The organism is Bacillus sp. 16GRE42, from assembly GCF_019837435.1.
In the GTDB taxonomy this organism is placed as follows: domain Bacteria; phylum Bacillota; class Bacilli; order Bacillales; family Bacillaceae_G; genus Bacillus_A; species Bacillus_A wiedmannii.
In genome coordinates this window covers 22,389-42,840 of record NZ_JADAXF010000008.1, presented here as the reverse complement: position 1 = coordinate 42,840, position 20,452 = coordinate 22,389, and the positions used below count along the sequence as shown (strand labels likewise).

20 protein-coding genes are annotated in these 20,452 nt (G+C 34.8%); 15 read left to right on the top strand and 5 right to left on the bottom strand.

The window, feature by feature from the left end:
* Nucleotides 1-301 precede the first annotated feature (301 nt).
* On the top strand, nt 302-907 hold the full coding sequence (locus tag ILS93_RS26440; RefSeq protein WP_000277789.1) for a lysophospholipid acyltransferase family protein: 606 nt from the start codon (nt 302-304) through the stop codon (nt 905-907).
* 73 nt (nt 908-980) lie between these two features.
* Here ILS93_RS26440 and ILS93_RS26435 read toward each other — a convergent pair whose 3' ends face one another.
* Nucleotides 981-1,076, bottom strand: coding sequence for a DUF3948 family protein (locus ILS93_RS26435; RefSeq protein ID WP_001060010.1), 96 nt, complete (start codon nt 1,074-1,076; stop codon nt 981-983).
* 305 nt (nt 1,077-1,381) lie between these two features.
* Here ILS93_RS26435 and ILS93_RS26430 point away from each other — a divergent pair, with 305 nt between their 5' ends.
* The 5 genes from ILS93_RS26430 to ILS93_RS26410 all read left to right on the top strand — a co-directional run bounded on the left by ILS93_RS26430 (nt 1,382) and on the right by ILS93_RS26410 (nt 5,863).
* On the top strand, nt 1,382-2,359 hold the full coding sequence (locus ILS93_RS26430; protein ID WP_064474390.1) for a LacI family DNA-binding transcriptional regulator: 978 nt from the start codon (nt 1,382-1,384) through the stop codon (nt 2,357-2,359).
* Nucleotides 2,360-2,506: 147 nt separating this feature from the next.
* Complete coding sequence (locus ILS93_RS26425; RefSeq protein ID WP_064474389.1) at nt 2,507-2,836, top strand: PH domain-containing protein; 330 nt, start codon at nt 2,507-2,509, stop codon at nt 2,834-2,836.
* A gap of 117 nt (nt 2,837-2,953) precedes the next feature.
* Nucleotides 2,954-3,790, top strand: a complete 837-nt coding sequence (locus ILS93_RS26420; RefSeq protein WP_000248056.1) for a YitT family protein — start codon at nt 2,954-2,956, stop codon at nt 3,788-3,790.
* Between the two features lie 138 nt (nt 3,791-3,928).
* Nucleotides 3,929-4,285: a YxeA family protein gene (locus ILS93_RS26415; RefSeq protein WP_048563001.1), complete on the top strand. Its 357-nt coding sequence runs from the start codon at nt 3,929-3,931 to the stop codon at nt 4,283-4,285.
* 744 nt (nt 4,286-5,029) lie between these two features.
* On the top strand, nt 5,030-5,863 hold the full coding sequence (locus tag ILS93_RS26410; protein WP_098101581.1) for a TatD family hydrolase: 834 nt from the start codon (nt 5,030-5,032) through the stop codon (nt 5,861-5,863).
* A gap of 191 nt (nt 5,864-6,054) precedes the next feature.
* On the opposite strand, the gene ILS93_RS26405 is transcribed toward ILS93_RS26410, so the two are convergent.
* Nucleotides 6,055-7,704 (bottom strand): DUF2334 domain-containing protein, encoded by a 1,650-nt coding sequence (locus tag ILS93_RS26405; RefSeq protein ID WP_088048230.1) that lies wholly within the window; start codon nt 7,702-7,704, stop codon nt 6,055-6,057.
* A gap of 250 nt (nt 7,705-7,954) precedes the next feature.
* Between ILS93_RS26405 and ILS93_RS26400 the strand changes: the two genes are divergently transcribed.
* On the top strand, nt 7,955-8,488 hold the full coding sequence (locus ILS93_RS26400; protein ID WP_064474425.1) for a transglycosylase SLT domain-containing protein: 534 nt from the start codon (nt 7,955-7,957) through the stop codon (nt 8,486-8,488).
* A gap of 11 nt (nt 8,489-8,499) precedes the next feature.
* Here ILS93_RS26400 and ILS93_RS26395 read toward each other — a convergent pair whose 3' ends face one another.
* Nucleotides 8,500-9,294 (bottom strand): DUF4931 domain-containing protein, encoded by a 795-nt coding sequence (locus ILS93_RS26395; RefSeq protein WP_064474386.1) that lies wholly within the window; start codon nt 9,292-9,294, stop codon nt 8,500-8,502.
* A 134-nt stretch (nt 9,295-9,428) separates the two neighbouring features.
* Complete coding sequence (locus ILS93_RS26390; protein ID WP_064474385.1) at nt 9,429-9,557, bottom strand: hypothetical protein; 129 nt, start codon at nt 9,555-9,557, stop codon at nt 9,429-9,431.
* 420 nt (nt 9,558-9,977) lie between these two features.
* On the opposite strand from ILS93_RS26390, the gene ILS93_RS26385 reads away from it, so the two are divergent.
* Entirely contained in the window at nt 9,978-10,112 is a 135-nt protein-coding gene (locus ILS93_RS26385) for an RAxF-45 family protein (protein WP_046956655.1), read from the top strand.
* 124 nt (nt 10,113-10,236) lie between these two features.
* On the top strand, nt 10,237-12,117 hold the full coding sequence (gene abc-f, locus ILS93_RS26380; RefSeq protein WP_222661614.1) for a ribosomal protection-like ABC-F family protein: 1,881 nt from the start codon (nt 10,237-10,239) through the stop codon (nt 12,115-12,117).
* 245 nt (nt 12,118-12,362) lie between these two features.
* Here the strand turns inward: abc-f and ILS93_RS26375 are convergent, their stop codons facing one another.
* On the bottom strand, nt 12,363-12,560 hold the full coding sequence (locus tag ILS93_RS26375) for a hypothetical protein (protein WP_000369259.1): 198 nt from the start codon (nt 12,558-12,560) through the stop codon (nt 12,363-12,365).
* Between the two features lie 237 nt (nt 12,561-12,797).
* Between ILS93_RS26375 and ILS93_RS26370 the strand changes: the two genes are divergently transcribed.
* The 6 genes from ILS93_RS26370 (at nt 12,798) to ILS93_RS26345 (ending at nt 20,420) form a co-directional block, all read left to right on the top strand.
* Entirely contained in the window at nt 12,798-14,498 is a 1,701-nt protein-coding gene (locus tag ILS93_RS26370) for an ABC transporter substrate-binding protein (RefSeq protein ID WP_222661613.1), read from the top strand.
* A gap of 240 nt (nt 14,499-14,738) precedes the next feature.
* Nucleotides 14,739-16,466, top strand: coding sequence for an ABC transporter substrate-binding protein (locus ILS93_RS26365; RefSeq protein WP_222661612.1), 1,728 nt, complete (start codon nt 14,739-14,741; stop codon nt 16,464-16,466).
* 108 nt (nt 16,467-16,574) lie between these two features.
* Nucleotides 16,575-17,531, top strand: coding sequence for an ABC transporter permease (locus ILS93_RS26360; RefSeq protein WP_064474381.1), 957 nt, complete (start codon nt 16,575-16,577; stop codon nt 17,529-17,531).
* Between the two features lie 12 nt (nt 17,532-17,543).
* Nucleotides 17,544-18,467: an oligopeptide ABC transporter permease gene (gene opp4C, locus ILS93_RS26355; RefSeq protein ID WP_222661611.1), complete on the top strand. Its 924-nt coding sequence runs from the start codon at nt 17,544-17,546 to the stop codon at nt 18,465-18,467.
* Nucleotides 18,468-18,477: 10 nt separating this feature from the next.
* Complete coding sequence (locus ILS93_RS26350) at nt 18,478-19,458, top strand: ABC transporter ATP-binding protein (protein WP_000030797.1); 981 nt, start codon at nt 18,478-18,480, stop codon at nt 19,456-19,458.
* Nucleotides 19,455-20,420 carry an ABC transporter ATP-binding protein gene (locus tag ILS93_RS26345; RefSeq protein ID WP_098101587.1) on the top strand — a complete coding sequence of 322 codons (966 nt, stop codon included), beginning with the start codon at nt 19,455-19,457 and terminating at the stop codon, nt 20,418-20,420. Before ILS93_RS26350 ends, ILS93_RS26345 begins: the two co-directional genes overlap by 4 nt.
* The last annotated feature ends 32 nt before the right edge of the window (nt 20,421-20,452 follow it).

Sequence of the window (20,452 nt, the reverse complement as noted above, 5' to 3'; positions counted from 1 at the left end):
CAGCTTTTGCGTCGATTAGAGCGGAAAATACCATGCCCATTGTATTTAAGAAATTGTTCGTTTTCATTTTGTTCATCATATTGATCCGCTCCTTTTCGAATAGTTGTTGTTTCTTTCTGACTTAATTGTATGAAATATTTTGGGAAGTAACTATCGAATTAGCTTACAAGAAAATTACACTTTTGTAAGAATTGAAATGTAACAATTAATACTTAAATTTATTACCAACTCCTAAAACTTAGTGTTATAATCGTTGTAAGAGAATGATTATAATTCGGATGTTCAGAAAGGAACGAAACAAATGTATAAACCAATTACATTTTTGTTGAAATATATATTTAAAACAGCTGGGAAAGTAGAAGTGCAAGGAAGAGAAAAGTTACCAGAAGGCGGCCCGTATGTTGTTGCGTGTACACATACAAGTTTTATGGATGTATTAATGTTAGCTACAGGGATGTATCCGACCCAAATTCATTACATGGCCAAAAAAGAATTATTTGAAGGGAAATTCAAAAATTGGTTCTTTAAAAATGTAAATGCATTCCCTGTAGATCGTGCGAATCCAGGACCGAGTACACTTAAAATTCCGTCACGCCTATTAAAAGAAGGGAAAGTAGTAGGGATCTTCCCGAGTGGTACGAGATCAACAGAAGACGTGTCATTAAAAGCTGGGGCTGTTACGATTGCACTGCGTTCTAATGTCCCGTTAGTACCGGCAGCTTATGTTGGTCCATCAAGTGTAAAAGAATTAATAAAAGGGAAAAAGGCACAATTAATTTTTGGCGACCCAATTCAAATTGATGCTGAAGAACAAATCGATCGAAAAACAGCTATGAAAATGATGACAGATCAATTAAATGAGAAGTTTGAGGAGCTAAAGGAAACTTTGCAATCAAATCAAAAATAAGAAAAGACGACCGGGCATAGACGGTCGTCTTTTCTATTACTATTTATAATAAAGGGGAAAGGGGACACAAAAGTTATACAAGCGTAGCGGCGTAAATAAAAGCAGTAAGAAGAACTGATCCGCTAGCTAGTCCTAAAAAATCTAATTTGTTAAAAGTGATATTGTTCATAATGAATTCTCCTTACTTGTTTAATGTGGAAGCAACAGCTTTAGCATCGATTAGAACGGAAAATACCATGCCCATTGTATTTGAAAAATTGTTTGATTTTATTTTGTTCATCATATGAATCCGCTCGTTTTCGAATAATTGTTGCCCTGTTTCTGACTTAATTGTATGAAAAAAAGCGGAGAGTAACTATCGAATTAGCTTACAGGAAAATTACACTTTTGTAAGAAAAACGAATGGAGATGTAATAATGAGAAGGTTTGACATATGTTCATGGAATTCATTAAGTTAAAAGTAGAGGTGAGTGTATGGCTAATATTAAAGATATTGCAAAAATGGCGGGAGTTTCAGTTACGACTGTTTCGAGAGTATTGAATGATCATCCGTATGTAAGTGAAGAAAAAAGGAAAGCGGTTATGGAGATAGTTGAGAAGTTGAATTACTCACAAAACGCAAATGCCGTTCATTTATCAAAAGGGAAAACGAATATTGTTGGTGTAATTTTACCGTATATTAATCATCCATGTTTTGATGCGATGGTGGGCGGGATGATGGAGGTGGCGTTAGCCCATAATTACAGAGTGCTACTTTGCCAAACGAATTATAATAAAAAAGAAGAAATGAAAAGTTTACATATGTTAAAAACAAAACAATTGGATGGCCTTATTATTTGTTCTCGTGCGAATGATTGGGAAACGATAGAGCCGTATGCTTCCTATGGGACAATCGTTGCTTGTGAAGATAATGATATTTCAAATATCTCAAGTGTATATACGAATCATTCGGCAGCTTTTCAATTAGGAATGGATTATTTGATTGAGAAAAGTTATAAAAAAATTGGTTATTGTACGGGAAGGAAATTAGGTCCGAGTAGTCAAAAACGTTTTGATGTTTATAAACAGCAATTGCAATCTATAGATGAAGAAGTGAAGGAAGAATGGATTTTCACAGAATGTTTTACATTAGAAGATGGTGTGAAAGTGGCTCATAAATTAAAGGGGATGCAGCATCTTCCTGAAGCATTAATAGTAGCAGGAGATGAAGTAGCGATTGGGGTTATGACAGAAGCTGAAAAATTAGGTATTCAAGTTCCTGAGGATTTAGCGATTATTGGCTTTGATAATCAACCTATTTCGCAAGTGTTACAACTTACAACCATTGATCAAAATTTAAAGGAAATAGGTAAAAAGGCCTTTGAAATGTTTTACAGGCAAATACGTGATGAAAGTTCTAAACAAGAAAAGGTGGAAATTCCATATGAACTTGTGGAACGCTCTACCGTTTAGCTTCAATCCGTTATGTGTAAATCACATAACGGATTGTTTTTTTTGAAATATCTTTGACAGGAAACGCGTTTCATACTTTATAAAGGAGTTACACCGGTCTGTAATAATCCATGGATTCTTTTCAAAATAGTATTTGGAGGGATATGCATGAATGAACTTTTATTGAGTATGAAAAAGTATATAGAAGATGATGAAAAGGTTTTGGCTTTTGTCGTAGGGATATTTGAGAAGGATAATTTTACGCTATCGTATCAACATGGGATTTTTGCTGCTACTACTAGACGTCTTCTCTTTTATGGGAAATTTCCATACTATCCTGCAACATTTAAAGATTATTCATATTTGCATATAGATAGCATAGATTTTCGTCCGCATTTCGAATGTACTTGTAGTCATGAAACCATTCGAGCTAAGTATATTCAGAAGGGGAATGTGGAGCGATTTGTCCGTACAGTTAGAGCGAATATGAATAATTAATCACCCCTTTGTTTAAACATAATATCCCGATCTTTAAGAGTAAAAATGCGCAATAAAAACAACTTCTAAACCTCTAGGAGATAGTGATACAATGTCAAATGGGGGGAGGTATGAACTATGGTTAATCAACGTATAAAGGAAATAACACTAATTACAATTGGTTCATTGTTATTCGCAATTGGTATTAATTACTTTGCAATTCCAAACCGTTTATCAGAGGGTGGAATTATTGGTGTAACGGTTGTTACGTACTATTTATTTGATTGGTCGCCGGGGATTGTGAACTTTGCTATAAATGCAATTTTACTAGCTATTGGTTATAAATTTTTTGATAAAAAAACGATGGTTTATACAATTTTAGGGATTGTAGAAACATCCTTGTTTTTATATGTTACGGAACATATTGAGTATCATGTAAATAGTGATACGTTATTAGCGGCTCTATTCGCTGGCTTATTTGTCGGTGTCGGATTAGGCTGTATGTTCAAAGCTGGAGGTACATCAGGAGGATCAGCAATTTTAGCTCAGTTAGCAAATCAATATTTAGGGTGGAGCGTTGGTAAAGGCGTACTTATTATTGATATTGTTGTAATTGCTGGTTCAGTATTTATCATAGGACAAGAAAAAGCAATGTACACACTTGTTGCAGTATTTATCGGAGCGAAAGTGATTGATTTCATTGTAGAAGGAATGGATACAAAAACAGCTGTTACAATCATCTCAAATCAACCAGATTTAATACGTGAAACTATTACGAAAAACATGACACGCGGTGTCACTGTATTAGAAGGACGCGGCGGATATACTGGTAAAAATAAAGAAGTGTTATATGTTGTTATAAATAAACAAGAGCTTGTTAAGTTAAAGCAAGTTATTAGTCGAGTAGATGAAGATGCTTTCGTTGTTATTCATGATGTACGTGATGTACTTGGCGGTGGCTTTAAAGCGAGCTAAAAGGTGAACGAGTAAATTCGTTCACCTTTTTTAATTCTTACAAAAATGTAAGTGTAATGTAATGAGATTCAATAGTAGATTTTATTCCTTCTTTTTAAAATGGATGTATATATATCCTGCAGAGGAGGAAGATTGATTATGAAGAAAAAAATGATCACTACTATAATAGCGATGATAGTGATAGTAGTAATGTTACTGCCTACGAAACTTGGACCAGTTATCGATAAATATAATCCACTTTATAAGACGAAAGAATACTATACGGTCGTGAATACAATTGGTCAGCATATTGGTGATGAGTGGTATGAATATGAATTTATTGCATTTGACGAACGTGGAAGAGAACAAAAAATAAAGAAGACTGTTAAGCATATGTTAAAGAGAGATGAAGCGTTAAAGGTGTATGCAAAAGGACGCTACGGAGAGGCGATTGAAGAAATTGAAGCTGTAAATATTCCTATTAATGCGAAGAGTAAACTTTTAACGATGAGATAGATGGTTATACCCCCGCCTATTTTTTGTCGAAAATAAAAATACTAGGTAGGGGTATTTTAGAGTTCATGAAAAAGCCTTAGTCCGTATGGACTAAGGCTCTTTTTATTATATAAAGGGGAAGGGGGTACATTGTAGTAGCATGAGTGAAAGGTATAAGAAGAGTAGCTACTAGCAATGTAATTTGGTTATGTGAGTGTTCTTCTTATTTGGCTTGCTTTCTAACTTTATTGTACGAGATATAGGTAAGAGAAACTATCGAATTACATTACACATAGCTTACAAACATGTAAGTCTTCTGTAATGTAATTCGATGGTTAAAAGATAGTGAATTTCATATAGTGTAATTAGAAAGTCTCACTGTATTACTTTCTGTTTGTAATATTAATGAAGAATGAAAAACCAACTACTTTTTAATAGCCCTCATCTTTATTTGGATGAGGCTCTTTTTATAAACCTTACAACATTGTAAGGTTTACGTAAGTTAATTCGATAGTAAATTTGTCATATTTTTTGCATAATAGATACAAATAGATAAAATAATTAGGGATATAGTAAGAAGGGAGAAAATTGGGATGCGTAAAGAAGAAGTAGTGAAGTTTCCAATTAAAGATTTCTGTAGCTACTTTACTGTTGCCGTAGTATGTATTGGATTATTTGATATCATAACAAACTTAATTGTTAAATAATATAGATGATAAAACAAGAAGGGGGATCCTTTCTTGTTTTTTTTATGGGGGAATAAAGATGAAATGGATTGATAGTCATATACATGTTGATCAATATAAGGATGAAGAAAAAAGCAGGTTACTTAAAGATGTGGAAAATAGTGAAGAGATAAAGGGGCTTATTGCGGTATCTATGAATTATCAATCATGTAAAGAAACTTTATCTTTAGCAAAGCGATATCCTTTTGTACATCCAGCAATAGGTTTTCATCCGGAGCAACCGATTCATAAAGAAGAATGTGAGCAAATTTATAAATTAATTGAAGAGCATGTAGAAGACATAGTTGCGATTGGTGAAGTAGGCTTACCGTATTATTTAAGAAAAGAAGATGAGCGCATTACTATCGATTCATATATACCAGTGTTACAACGATTTGTTGAACTAGCTAGTATATATGATTTACCCATTATATTGCATGCAGTGTATGAAGATGCTGATATTGTATGTGATTTACTGGAGAAATATAAAGTTTCACGTGCACACTTTCATTGGTTTAAAGGAAGTGAAACAACAATGAAACGGATGATGAGGAACGGTTATTATATTTCTATTACGCCAGATGTTTTACATAAGGAGAAAATTAGAAAAATTGTTTCGTATTATCCACTTGAATATATGATGGTAGAAACAGATGGACCGTGGAAATTTCAAGAGGATGTTATGACGCATCCGATAATGATTCGAGAGGTATTAAAGGAAATTAGTGTTATAAAAAACATATCTGTTGATAAGGTTGCGAAAACGATATATGAAAATACGATTCAATTTTACCCCGCATTAACGGGCAGTAAGACTCCCACCTCAAAATTCGACGAATGCGGAGGCGTTAGGTGGGAAATCAACTGCCCGTAAAAACCCGATTGGTGAGGGCTGATAATCAGTGGGGGATGGACAAAACCACCACTGATTAAAGTTTCACTTTATTTGAAAGGATAGGAGCGTTACTCTTGTCCTTTTTATTATGAATAATTTTTCTAATATTTTCTATAATTTATGAAAATAATCAATGGGTTATTAATAACATGCCACGTTTTGGTTTTATATTAGGATTCTAATTTTTTTGCACGTCTTAATAATAAAAGAAAGACAATGATGAAGAAACCAAGTATAAGGAAGAACCCATATTGTTTTACATAATCCATTACGTCACTTACGCTTGTTGGTTTTTCAACGTGAATGCCGTCTTTATTAGTAGTAATATGAATATCTTGCATTTTCACTTCATTTGCTTCTTTTTGTAAATCAATCCATTCTATATTTGGAATGCTTTCTAGATCCTTTAATACTTCTTTTAATGGTTTCACACCTAAGTAAGGATGATAGAATGCACCAATAACTCCATCGGATAATTTAGCAACAGATACAGCATTAGCTTTCATCTTTGCGATAGCTTGTGGCTTATCTTCTTCAATAAAGCCAACTGTTTCAGGCATTAATTTCATTCCATGTAAGAAGGATGGTGTGCTTCTGTATGCTGGAGAGTGCATGGATTTCCAAGTTGTATCACTTAACTGTAGTTGTCCTACATAAGTTGAAAAGTACTTTGATAATATTTCATATCCTTTTTGAGACATCGTGTAATGGGGTGCTTCAAAAGCGACAGGATACAGTTTGGCATCTACAAGTTCTTGAATGCCTTTTTCAATATGCTCAGTCGTATATTTTTCTTCAAACTCTTCCCCTTTTTTTACATATGCATTATATGCTTCGATATTAGGAAAGTCATCTTTTGTTTTTGGTTTTTCATGCTTTGGTTGACGAATTGGTTGATCTGTTTTTACGTCCCAAAATTCAAAACCTTCCCCAGTTTCACTGTCATAAAATTGGTGCGTATAACCATGCATAATAATTGCTGCACCATCATCTTGCATAGAGCGTAAAAGATCGACTAGTTCGGGTTTATCTTTTAAATGCAGTGTTTTACCTGTATTTGGATCTGTATATACAGGAATAACAGTAATCATGTAGGGAATCTTTTTCTCTTTTAGTAATTCAGCAATTTCTTTTAATTGATTTGTATCTGCGGCTGGATGAACATCCTCAAGGCGTAAATAAGTCTCTACTTTATTTGTCGTTGGCTTTTGACCAAAGTAAGAAAATAACATTTCGCCGACATAATGAGACATCCAGTTAAAGAGATTTGACGTTGCAACGTAATAAGATGTTTCGTGCCGAACGATTAGTGGGCTTTTGCTATTTGAGCTTAAAGCGTTAGCAAGAACAGTTCCGTTTGTATCAAAAGATTGAACCAATCGTTCCTCTTCTAAAGTGTTTTTTAGTTTATTACTTGGATATTCGATTTTATTAACTCGTATATCATCAGCCTTTAGGGTAATGAAAGAAAAGCGATTAGATAATTGTTCAACATTTTGTCCTAAAACTAATACTGGACCTGAGAAATTTTCTAGAAGTTGCTTTGTTTCAATAGGAAACTCCTCTTTTTGTTCACCGATATAAACAATATGTGTATAAGAAGATGAATTAGTAATTTCATTAACCCTTTTTAAACTTTTCGTAGTTATATCGTTTGTAAAATGTCCTAATTGGGTATTAAGGATTTGAATATTATTTGTAATTTTATCGTCTTGTGTACTGTATAAAACAAGTACTTTTGGTTTTGACGGTGTTTGTGCAGAGGTGTGGATAGGGATAAGTAGTAAAACGCTGAACAAGAGTATTATGCACTTTTTCATTTGGTCTGCTCCTATTCTATATGTAGAGTTCAATTTACAATTATATACAAAAAATACGTTGTAGTCTATGAAAGTTACATTTTTGTACGTATTTACCAGCTGTTTTTTCACAAAATCGGTCTAAAGCATGATGATAATATATATAGTTATTTGCTATGATAAAAGAGTAAGAGAATGATAGAATGTGGGTAATTGTAAAGGGAAGAAGGCTGAAAGGGGACAAATTTCAGCGGAGAAAGAGGTAGTGGTAGTGAAGAAATTCTTTGTAGGATTTTTAGTTGTTCTTGGGGTGTATTTATATTTCCAAGGAAAGTCTGAAGGAATGGGCAAGTTAGTGAATGAGACAAGCTATGTTGACTCAGAAGAAGCAAAACAGATGAAACAAATTATTATAGAGGAAGCAAAGAAAGTCAATCTTCCAGAATGGATACCTCTTACAATTGCCGAACATGAAAGCCGGTTAAATCCAAGAAGTGTTGGAGATAACGGAACTTCATTCGGATTGTTTCAATTGCACCGTGGCGGTGGCCTTGCACCAGATCATTTAACTGATGAAGAGTTGAAAGATCCGCGCATAAATGCGCAAATTGCAATGCCGCATTTAATGAAAGGATATAAGCGTGGGGTGCAAAAAGGTTTGACTGATTTTGCATTACTAAAATATGTAGCAAATACATCTGGATGGCCAGGGAATTTAGGGCCGGAGTGGACGGATAATAATATGAAGTATAACGTCGGGTTAGAAGATGTGTACTATCGAAATAAAGGTGTAATTAAAGAGTAGGTTTTTGAGACCTACTCTATTTTTTTGTGGATAATCGCGTCGTTTTGTTTTGTGAAATACTCCGCTAGTTGTATTTTCACTTCTTCTAGTTTTGTGGAAACTTGTGGTATTTTATATCCTACATATAACGGTGAAACGACAAATCTAGGAACAACTTTACAAATGATTTTTCCGTTTGTGTGATAGAAGAATAAGTTATAACTACTACATCCTTTATGGAAATCTGTCAGTATGTAACGTACAGTTTGCTGAATATAATTTGCCAGTTCATCTATGCATTCAACATCTTCAATGATGATATTAAATTCAGTAAAACCGATAATAGGGCGATCTGAAATATTGAGTTCAATGCGTTCGTTTTTTTGTACAATGACTCCTCGGAAGTTTTCCTGTTCTACGTTACCGAGATAGTCTACATATTTCATTCCGATAATCTGCATGTGTGCATGATGCAAACTTCCGCCGGAGAATGGACCATGATTTTTATATAAAATCACAGATGTGAATTCTTCATTCTTCTGCAAATCTAACCAATGTTTAATGGAAAAACGAATTAGCGATTTCATATGTTCTTCTGTATATGTCGCAATATGTTCTTCACAATTATCTGTTTCGATTAGCACCGTTTGAAATGTATCTTTTAATGTAGGAAATTTGTTTTTTAGCCAAATAATTGATCCTTCAGTTGCTAAAATATCCGTTAAATTTTCTCTGTCACAAAAAGGACATGCCGCGCTTCTATTCCGGATGCTTTCTGGTTTTTGTTTGCCGATATCGTTTAAAAAGTATAGTTGTTGTGTATCCATTTGTATATATGCCCCTTTAAAATATGTGTAAAAATCCCGCTTAATACATTCGGGAAAAGGAGAAGGAAATCCTTTAAAAGGAATGGGAAAAATAAAAGACAAGATATCCTCATTAAGATAGGGTACCTTGTCTTTTATTTTTTCTTTAATAATGTGTATGGATAATATAGATCATTTTTATTGTGCTTCTTTTTTCTATTTTTTATTGTGTATAAGGCAATTGCTGAACTTGCGATTACAATAATGGCTTTCTTCATATTCATTTACCCCTTTTTTATTGTTGGTTTAATTCTTGGCTAACTGCTTTTGCATCAACTAGAGCGTGTAAAATCATTTTTACCATGTTCATCATATTCCTTCACTCCTTTTTATAGTTCGTTTAGTTCTTTTACAACTGCTTGTCCGTTCACTAATACTTCAAAGATTGCTTTCACAATTTCTTTCATCATGATTGTTTCCTCCTTTTGTTGTCTCTCTTGTTTACATCTTTATTGTATAGGGAGGCATCTTTTCGTACTATCGCTTTCCATTACGTGAACATAACAGTTTTGTAAGATTTGATGTCACTTATTGAAATGTTTAGTCTATCTTCATTATTTTCAGAAAAATGACTATTCAAACATGAAATGGGAAAGTATAATAAAGAAGTAAGTATTAAATTCCGTACGAAAGAGGTGAATGAGATGAAACGTTCTTTAGCTGCACGTGCCAAATTTTTAGATTATATCTATTTTTGTCGTGCGATTTTTCATGATGTAGTTGTTAACGGGATACGTCTGTCCTTTTTTAACAACTGCATAGTAGCTATTGAACGATAGAAATCTCTTCACCCATTTTTAATAAACGTGTGAAAAGGGAGCTATTTGGCTTCCTTTTTCTATGTTGAAAACCATGGGGAATGTTTCTTTCCCATGGTTTTTTATATTGAAAGGAGTACGGAAAATGACAATTTGTAGTGTAAATAATGTAACGAAATCTTTTGGTGGAAACATCATATTTGAAAATATATCGCTTGAAATAAAGAATGGTGAACGTGTTGGATTAGTTGGTCGTAACGGTAGTGGGAAGACAACAATCTTTCAGCTTCTAACTGGAATGGAAAGTTTAGATGCAGGAGCCATTCATATGAAGAAAGGTACACGTATTGGTCATGTGGCACAAATTCCGAAATTTGATGAGGGTATGACTGTATATGATGTATTGAGTTCGGCTTTTAAAGCTGAAAAGGAATTAGAAAGAGAAATGCGTACTTTAGAAAAAAATATGGCGGAAGAACAGGAAACGTTTGCTTTACAAAAATTAATGGAGAGATACGGAGTAATCCAAGAAAAATTTGCGTTTCTCGGTGGTTATGAAATAGAAGCGAATATGATGAAGGTAGCAAATGGTCTACAGGTGATAGAACTATTTCCTCGATCATTTCTGGAGTTAAGTGGTGGGGAACAAACAAAAGTAAGCCTTGCGTACATGCTATTGCAGAAACCAGATTTACTTCTATTAGATGAACCAACTAATCATTTAGATTTATTCGCCGTAGAATGGCTAGAGCAATTTTTAAAAGAATACAATGGAACGGTTATGGTCATTTCACATGATCGCTATTTTCTTGATGAAGTTGTAACGAAGATTTTTGATTTAGAAGATGGAGAGATTCACGTGTATCATACGAACTATTCTCAGTTTGTTGAGGAAAAGGAAGAACGGTTGCTTCAGGAGTTTCAGGCTTATCAAGAACAGCAAAAGAAAATAAAGAAAATGAAAGAAGCAATTAAGCGACTACGTGAATGGGCAAATCAGGCGAATCCTCCGAATGAAGGATTGCATAAGAGAGCGAGAAGTATGGAACGTGCACTGGAACGTATAGAGAAACTAAAGAAACCTATTTTAGAACGAAAACAAATGGGACTTCAGTTTGAAGGGCAAGAGAGAAGTGGGAAAGATGTTGTTGTAATGAAAGAAGTGAGTAAAGGGTTTGCTGACCACCCTTTATTTAACGAAGCGAATTTACATGTTCGTTTTCAAGAGCGTGCGGCGATCGTTGGTCGTAATGGTACAGGAAAGACAACGCTACTAAAGTTATTATTAGAAGAAATAGAGCCAGACGTTGGAGAAATCCGGATTGGTAGTAGTGTGAAAATCGGTTATTTATCACAACATGCGTACGGAAATATGAAGAGTAGTGTATTAGAGGCTTTCAGGGAATATGTAGCTGTAACAGAGGGAGAAGCGAGACATATATTAGCTAAGTTTTTATTTTATGGTCCAGCGGTGTTTAAGAAAGTAACGCAACTGAGCGGTGGAGAAAAAATGAGGTTAAGACTTGCGCGACTTATGTATCAAGATATCAATTTTTTAATTTTAGATGAGCCGACAAACCATCTCGACATTGAATCAAGGGAAGTTTTAGAGGAAGCTCTTGAGCAATATAATGGAACGATTTTAGCTGTTTCACATGATCGTTATTTTTTAAATAAGTTATTTGAAAAGACGTATTGGATTGATGAGCATAAATTATTTGAGTTTGCAGGGAACTACGCATGGGCTCGTCAAAAGTGGGAAGAAAAGCTCGAGAAACAAGTAATAAAGCAGCAACGCCAAGGAAGAAAAAGTATGGAAACAGCTCCTGTAAAAAAGAAAGAAGTTAGGAATGTTGAGGATATTGAAACGGAGTTAATGCATGTAGAAGAGGATATATATATGCTTGAGTGTAAGATGGAACATGTAGTTGATGTTGAAATGCTTGAACAATTGTATGAAGAAAAAACGAAGAAAGAGTTGTTACGAGCGGAGTTATATAATGAGTTAGAGAATATTGTGGAGTAAAAAGTAGAAAGCGAATCCTTTCAGCTTTGCTGAAAGGATTCGCTTTTTTTATACTGATATTTTACTTTAAGAGAAAAATAAAAATTGTGTTTCACGTGAAACAGTAAATTTGATACATCTTTGTTCCGTAATTTACATAGATTGTAAAACATAAATGATATTAGGGATTTTTTGGATTGGTTACTTATTTCCCGAGACATAAGTATGTGAAACGGCGGATCAGGATTGAAAATAAAAAAGCAGAGTTACAGCTTTACGCGCTGAACTCTGCTTTCTTTTTGTGTCGTATCTTCCCTTGTTGAAATGATAATGGCGATCCCGAGCATAATAAAAAAAGCTAAAAAGAGGACGAACTTTGGGAAGAATGGGAATAGTAATAGAGCCCCGACTATCATAATTGTTAATAATACGTAGTGCAGGACGTATTGGAATAGGTTGTCCATGTTTTCGCCCCCTTTTTGGTAATTGGTTATTAGTATTCTATGTTTCATACTGAACGAATAGAATTGAATTTTTAATTTTTTAATACGAAATAAAAGAGAACGATTGACATGTTTAAAGGAAAGGAATAATCTTGAAATTAAATCATACTATTTTTATAGGAAAAATAAAGATAGTTACAGGGAGGAGGCCTATGTTCCTGCATCGATAAAAATTAGGAAGGTAAAGGTGAGAGGGCAATGAAAAATGCTTTTAAAGGAGCACTTGCTACATTTCTTAGTGTGTCAGTATTACTAGCCGGATGTGGTCAAGAGAAAGCAAGTACAAATGAAGCCGGGAACGTACTAAAAGTAAAAGATGAATTTATTAAGGCGAGCGACAAATCAAAAAGTCCTACAAAAGTAAATGAAAGAAAAGATATTTTTGTAGTTGGAATGCCGAGCCCTGGAGGGATATTCCTTCCGCACTTTATGGAGAATGGATGGGATGGTAATATAACGCAAGCTATCTTTGCGCCTCTCGTTGGACTGGATAAGGAAGGGAAACCAATTCCCATTTTGGCGAAGAGGTGGGATATTTCGGAGGATCAGCTTACATATACATTCCATTTGAAAGATGATTTGAAGTTTAGTGATGGTACACTGTTAACTGCGGAGGATGTAGCGTTTACATTAACGTTATTACATGATCCAACTTATAGTGGTGCGACTGATATAAGCCAAACAGCAATAAAAGGTGGGCAAGCATATAAAGAAGGAAAAGCGAATTCTATTGAGGGGATTCAAGTCATTGATCCGAAAACAATTACGATTACGACTGAAAAAGTAAATGCTCAAACGCTATCATTAATCGGTGGAGAAGTTATATCTAAAGCGTATTACGGGAAAGAGTATAAACAAGGACACTTGGAGTATTTAAAAGAGTTGTATGGGAAGCCGGTGGGAGCAGGAGCTTATAAGTTAGATAAATATATTCCTGGTCAAGAGGTTCGATTTGTAGCAAATGAAAATTATTTTGAAGGAAAACCGAAGATTGAGCACTTTATTTATAAAATTACAAAGGGTGATACGAAGTTACAACAATTTCAAGCAGGAGAAGTAGATTATGATGGTTTTACGACAAACGTGGAGACCATTGAGCAATTAAAAGATTTAGGTTTTGCTAATATTAATGTGTATACAGGAAGCTCTTATGGCTACATTAAAATGAATTATAAGAAGCCATACTTTAAAGATAAACGTGTCCGCCAAGCATTTATTTACGGATTAGAGCGTCAAAAGGTTATTGATACGTATTTCCAAGGATATGCGTCACTCGTTAATGTACCGATTACGCCAGTTTCATGGGCGTATACAGAAGAGGGCATTAATAAATATGAGTATAATTTAGAGAAGGCGAAGAAATTACTGGATGAGGCTGGATGGAAAGCAGGTTCGGATGGAATTCGTGAAAAAGATGGACAAAAATTGAAAGTAAGTTATTTTGCCTCATCAGCAAGTAAAATAAATGATGTAATGATTCCTGTGATGAAAGAAGATTATAAAAAGTTGGGTGTAGAGTTTAACCCAGAATATATGGACTTTAATACGATGATTTCAAAAGTGATAAAAGGTGATTATGATTTAGCAATGGTATCTACGCCAATGATTGATGATCCGAGCGGAACGATTGAAGAGTTTGTTTCAACAAGTAAACGAAATTATGATGGATATTATAATCCGAAAGTAGATGAATTAGCTAAGCAAGCATTAGAAACGTTGGATATTGAAAAACGAAAAGAAATTTATAAAAAGTTATATCAAGAGTTAAGTGAAGACCCGCCTGTAATCTTCTTGAATAATAGCAAAGTGGTGTCTGCACATCATGCACGAATTCAAGGATTACAAGAAGATAACTATAACGGTATTTTATTAAGTTTACCTAAATTAAAGATAGAATAATAATTTTTAAAAAATTCTCAAAATATTTATTTAGAAAGAATTGACAAAATATAACGGACGATATAAGCTAATAACCATAAAGTCTACCGGAAAGGTCGGAATAGGATTGTTACCCCTCAAAAACATCTATTTTTTACGATTAAAACCGACTTTTCCGATTGGCTATAAATATGCTGTGGGAGGCATACATAAGCTAATAAGTTCGAAGGGTATAACTATTAAACAGTTAGGGTGGGGACAATGAAGAAAAAGACAAAAAAATGGGCTGGTGTATTTTCGGTATTACTGAGTAGTTCGCTTGTGTTATCTGCTTGTGGGGGACAGGAAGATACGGCTTCTACAGAACCGGTAAAAAAGCAGGATTTAAAAGACGCTAAGATTGAATCAATTCCAGCTACAGATAAAAAGAAAAGTCCAGAGAAAGCAAATCAGCGAAAAGATACTTTTATTACAGCCATTTCTAAGCCAGGGGGAGTTTTCCTTCCGTATTTTCAAGATAATGGTTGGGATGGAAATGTAACGTCTGTTATTTTTGCGTCACTGGTAACAACAGACAAACAAAGTAAACCTATTCCGGACCTTGCAGAAAAATGGGATATTTCTGCTGACCAGTTAACATATACATTCCATTTACGTAAAAATTTAAAATTTAGTGATGGTTCGTCTTTAACAGCGGATGACGTAGCATTTACATTAACACTACTTCATGATAAAGCGTATGAAGGTGGATTGGATATTGCTCAGTATGCTGTTAAAGGCGGGAAAGAATATAAAGAAGGAAAAGCAACTTCTATTGAAGGAATTCAAGTTGTTGATCCACAGACAATTAAAATTACAACTGAAAAAGTTAATTCACAGGCGCTAACGAATTTAGGTGGCCCAGTGCTATCAAAAGCTTATTATGGAAAAGATTATAAACAAAATACAAGTTTAGACTATTTAAAAGCATTATATGGGCAACCAATTGCAGCGGGTCCATATAAATTTGAAAAATATGTTCCAGGTCAAGAAGTACGCTTTGTTGCTAACGAAAATTATTATGCAGGTAAACCAAAAATCAAAAACTTTATTTATAAAATCACATCAGGTGATACTGGATTCCAATTATTCCAAACAGGTGAACTGGACTATAGTGGATTTAGAGCAAATCCTGAGAATATAGACCAATTAAAAGGATTAGAGTTTGCAAATATTAATCTTGAATCATCAAGTGATATTGCTTATATCTATGTAAATAATAAGAAATCGTATTTGAAAGATAAAAAGGTACGCCAAGCACTTACTTATGGATTAGACCGTAAGAAGTATGTGGATACAGCTTTACAAGGATATGGCTCTGTTGCTAACGTACCAATTGCGCCAGTTTCATGGGCATATACAGAAGAAGGTATTAATAAATATCCACACGACGTAGAAAAGGCTAAAAAATTATTGGATGAGGCTGGTTGGAAAGTAGGTTCTGACGGGGTTCGTGAAAAAGATGGTCAAAAATTAAAATTAACATACTACGCATCAAATACAGGTAAAACAAATGATATCTTTATTCCGATTGCAAAAGAAAGTTACAAAGAAATTGGTGTTGAATTAAATCCAGAATTGATGGACTTTAATACGATGCTTTCAAAAGTAGGAAAAGGTGACTACGATTTAGCAGCAGTTTCAACACCAGGAATTAGTGATCCAAGTGAAGTTGTAAGTGAGTACTTATCAACTAATCCAAAAAGTGATACGGGTTATAATAATCCGAAAGTAGATGATTTGATTGTAAAAGGTATAGGAACGACAGATATTGAAAAACGTAAAGCGATTTATAAAGAGCTGTATAAAGAGTTAAGTGATGATCCACCAGTTATTTTATTAAACTATCGTAAACTACTTTATGCTCATAATGCACGTATAAAAGGAATTAATCCAGAAAAGTACGATAGCATTAGTTCCAATTTACCAGTGTTATCTATTGAACAATAAGGGTTGACCTAAATAATAGAAGACGTTTTTTCACACAGCAATGGAATGGTAGCTGTTTTGAAAAAATGTTCTTCTATTTTTAAGTAAATAGGATTGGGGAGACAAAAGGTGAAAACATATATCATTCGTAGGTTCCTTCAAATGATCCCTACATTGTTTGGTACATCTATTATTATTTTTTTCTTATTTGCACTTTTGCCGGGAGATTATATTGATTCAAATCCAAAGTTAACACCAGAGAGAGCCCAAGAATTAAGGGAATTATACGGCTTAAATAAACCAATTATTGAAAGGTATTTTCATTGGTTAGGGAATGCTTTGCATGGTGATTTTGGATTTTCTTTACAGTATCAAGAACCTGTAACTTCATTACTTAATAAATTTATTTGGAATACATTTATCGTTGCTGTTGCTGCTTTATTTTTCACTTGGATTATCGCTCTTATTATTGGGGTTATTTCTGCAACAAAGCAGCACTCTTGGTTTGATAGATTGGTAACAATCGGTGTCTTTGCAGCAATGTCATTTCCATCATTCTTTATAGGACTATTTTTAATTAAATTATTAGCAGTTGATTTAAAATTACTACCTATTGGTGGCATGATTGATATTGGGAGTAACTCAACAGGGATAGCATACATATTAGAAGTATTACGTCATATGATTCTACCTGTATTTATTTTAACGCTTCTTGGTGTAGGATCATTAACACGATATTTTAGAACCAGCATGTTGGATGTTGTTAGGCAAGATTACATTCGTACTGCTCGTGCAAAAGGCTTAAAAGAAAGAACCGTTATTTATAAACATGCATTGAAAAATGCAATTTTACCAGCAATTACATTACTCGCTTTTGAATTACCAGGTTTATTTTCAGGGGCTATTATTATTGAACAGATTTTTAACTGGCCAGGGATTGGGAGTATTCAATTAGAAGCATTAAACTTCCGTGATTATACGGTATTAATGGCTTTTACGATGTTTCTTTCGTGTTTAACAATTATGGCTAATTTCTTAGCAGATATTGTATATGCGTTTGTTGATCCAAGAATTCGATTGAAGTAAGGGGGGAAAGATATGGAGACTATTACACCACTAATAAAGAAAAAGAAAGAACGGAAAAAGGGTAACGAATCATCACCATGGCGCCAAGCGTATAAAAAAATTAAGAAAAATAGGATGGCATTGTATGGCCTATACGTTTTAATATTTATGTTTTTATTTAGTTTTATCGGTCCGATCTTTTCACCGTATGCTGATGGGAAAGTACAAGTAACACAAATTAATAAACCACCCAGCTTGTCACATTGGCTTGGAACAGACCAGTTGGGACGAGATATTTTAACTAGACTTATGCAAGCAGGACGTATTTCATTAACAATTGGTTTAGCGTCGATGCTACTATCCGTTATACTAGGTGCTCTATTAGGAGCAATTGCTGGTTTTTATCGAGGGGTTGTTGATCATCTAATTATGCGTGTTGCGGATGTGTTAATGTCCATTCCGGGATTACCGCTACTTATTATAATGGGAGCAATTTTATCAGAATGGAAATTACCATCGGAATACCGTTTATATGTTGTAATGATTATTTTAAGTTTAGTAGGATGGCCAGGACTTGCCCGGCTTGTGAGAGGACAAATTTTAACATTGCGGGAGCAAGCCTTTATGCAAGCAGCAGATGTATTAGGATTAAAGGATTCTCGGAAAATTATTCATCATTTAATTCCTAACGTCTTTCCGTTGCTTATTGTTGTAGCAACTTTGGGTGTTGCAGGTTCAATTTTAAGTGAATCCGCACTAAGTTACTTAGGTCTCGGCGTCGTTCCACCTACACCATCATGGGGGAATATGATTAGTGCAGCTAACTCGTTAATTGATTTCCAAAAGCGTCCGTGGTTATGGATTCCGCCTGGTTTTGCAATTTTTATAACAGTTGTATCCATTAATTTACTTGGTGATGCACTTCGTGATGCGTTAGATCCAAAGATGAGACGGTAGGTGAGAAGGTATGAGTAAAGCGGTAGTAGAGCTGAAAGACTTACAAACACACTTTCAGACAGAAGAAGGGACAGTAAAAGCTGTGAATCATGTTAGCTTTACAGTTCGAGAAGGTGAAACTGTTTGTGTTGTAGGCGAATCAGGTTGTGGGAAAAGTGTAACAGCTTTATCTATTATGGGACTTATTGCTGAATCAGGCAGTGTAGTAGGTGGAGATATTTTATATGAAGGAAAAAGTCTTTTAGGAATGAAAGAGAAAGAGCTTCGTAGTTTACGAGGTAATGATATTGCGATGATTTTCCAAGAACCGATGACATCGCTGAATCCAGTCTTCACTGTAGGGGAACAAATCGTAGAGACGTTAAGGGAGCATGAATTACTTAGTAAGAATGAAGCGTATAAGAAGGCAATTGAGTTAATTCGTAAAGTCGGCATAGCTCGTGCGGATGAAATCGTCCATTCATATCCGCACGAACTGAGTGGTGGTATGTTACAACGTATTATGATTGCTGTTGCACTTAGTTGTAATCCGAAGTTATTAATTGCGGATGAACCGACAACGGCTCTTGATGTTACGATTCAAGCTCAAATATTAGACTTATTAAGACAAGTAAAAGAAGAATTTAAAACATCCATTTTATTAATTACACATGATTTAGGCGTTGTAGCAGAAATGGCTGATTACGTTGTCGTTATGTATGGTGGGAAAGTAATTGAAGAAGCACCAGTACTAGAAATATTCCAAAATCCGAAACACCCGTATACGAAAGGCTTGCTGAAATCAAAACCAGTGATGGGGAAACGAATAGATAAACTATATTCTATTCCAGGGCAAGTTCCTAATTTAGTCGGTTTGGATGAATTTTGCTACTTCAGCGGTCGTTGTGAGCATTGTATGGAAATATGTAAAGAAGAAGCGCCAAATCTGAATGTACATGATGAGAATCATAAAGTAGCTTGCTGGTTATATGAGGAGCGTGCGGGACAATGAGTGAACCATTATTAGAAGTAAAAAACTTAAAAACATATTTCCCAATTAAAGGCGGCATATTTAGTAGAACGATTGGACATGTGAAAGCAGTTGATGGAGTAAGTTTTACTATTAATAAAGGTGAAGTTTTCGGTCTCGTTGGTGAATCAGGAAGCGGAAAAACGACGATAGGAAAAACAATTTTACGTCTCGTTCAAAAAACGGAGGGAGAAGTGAAGTTTAAAGGACACGATGTTCATTCTCTATCAAAAGAGGAATTGAGAAAACATCGTCCTAATATGCAGCTTGTGTTTCAAGATCCATTTAGCTCATTGAATCCGAGAATGAGGATTGGAGAAGCACTTGGCGAGCCGATGTTGGCTCACGGACTAGCGACGAAAGAAAATGTTCGTGAAAAAGTGACAGAAGTATTAGAGTTATGTGGCTTAGCCCCATATCATATTGACCGGTATCCTCACGAGTTTTCTGGTGGACAACGTCAGCGTATCGTTATCGCAAGAGCTATGGTATTAAATCCGGAATTTATAGTAGCTGACGAACCTGTGGCAGCACTAGATGTATCTATTCAAGCACAGATCATTAATTTATTTAGTGAGTTACAGGAGAAAAAGGGACTATCTTATTTGTTCATTTCACATGATTTAAGCGTAGTAGAGCACTTATGTACGAAAATTGGAATTATGTATTTAGGAACGATTGTGGAAACAGCGCCGCGTGATGAGTTATTTGCGAACCCACTGCATCCGTATACAAAAGCATTGTTATCAGCTGTGCCAATACCAGATCCAACAGTGAAGCGAGAGCGGATTATACTAGAGGGTGATATTCCAAGTCCAGCAAATCCACCTTCGGGTTGTCGCTTTCATACACGTTGCCCGTTTGCAACAGATATTTGTAAACAAACGGTACCAGAATTCCGTAATGTTGGTGAAGAGCATTTTGTTGCTTGTCATCATGTATAAAAGAAAAGGACCCTTTCAAATTGAAAGAGTCC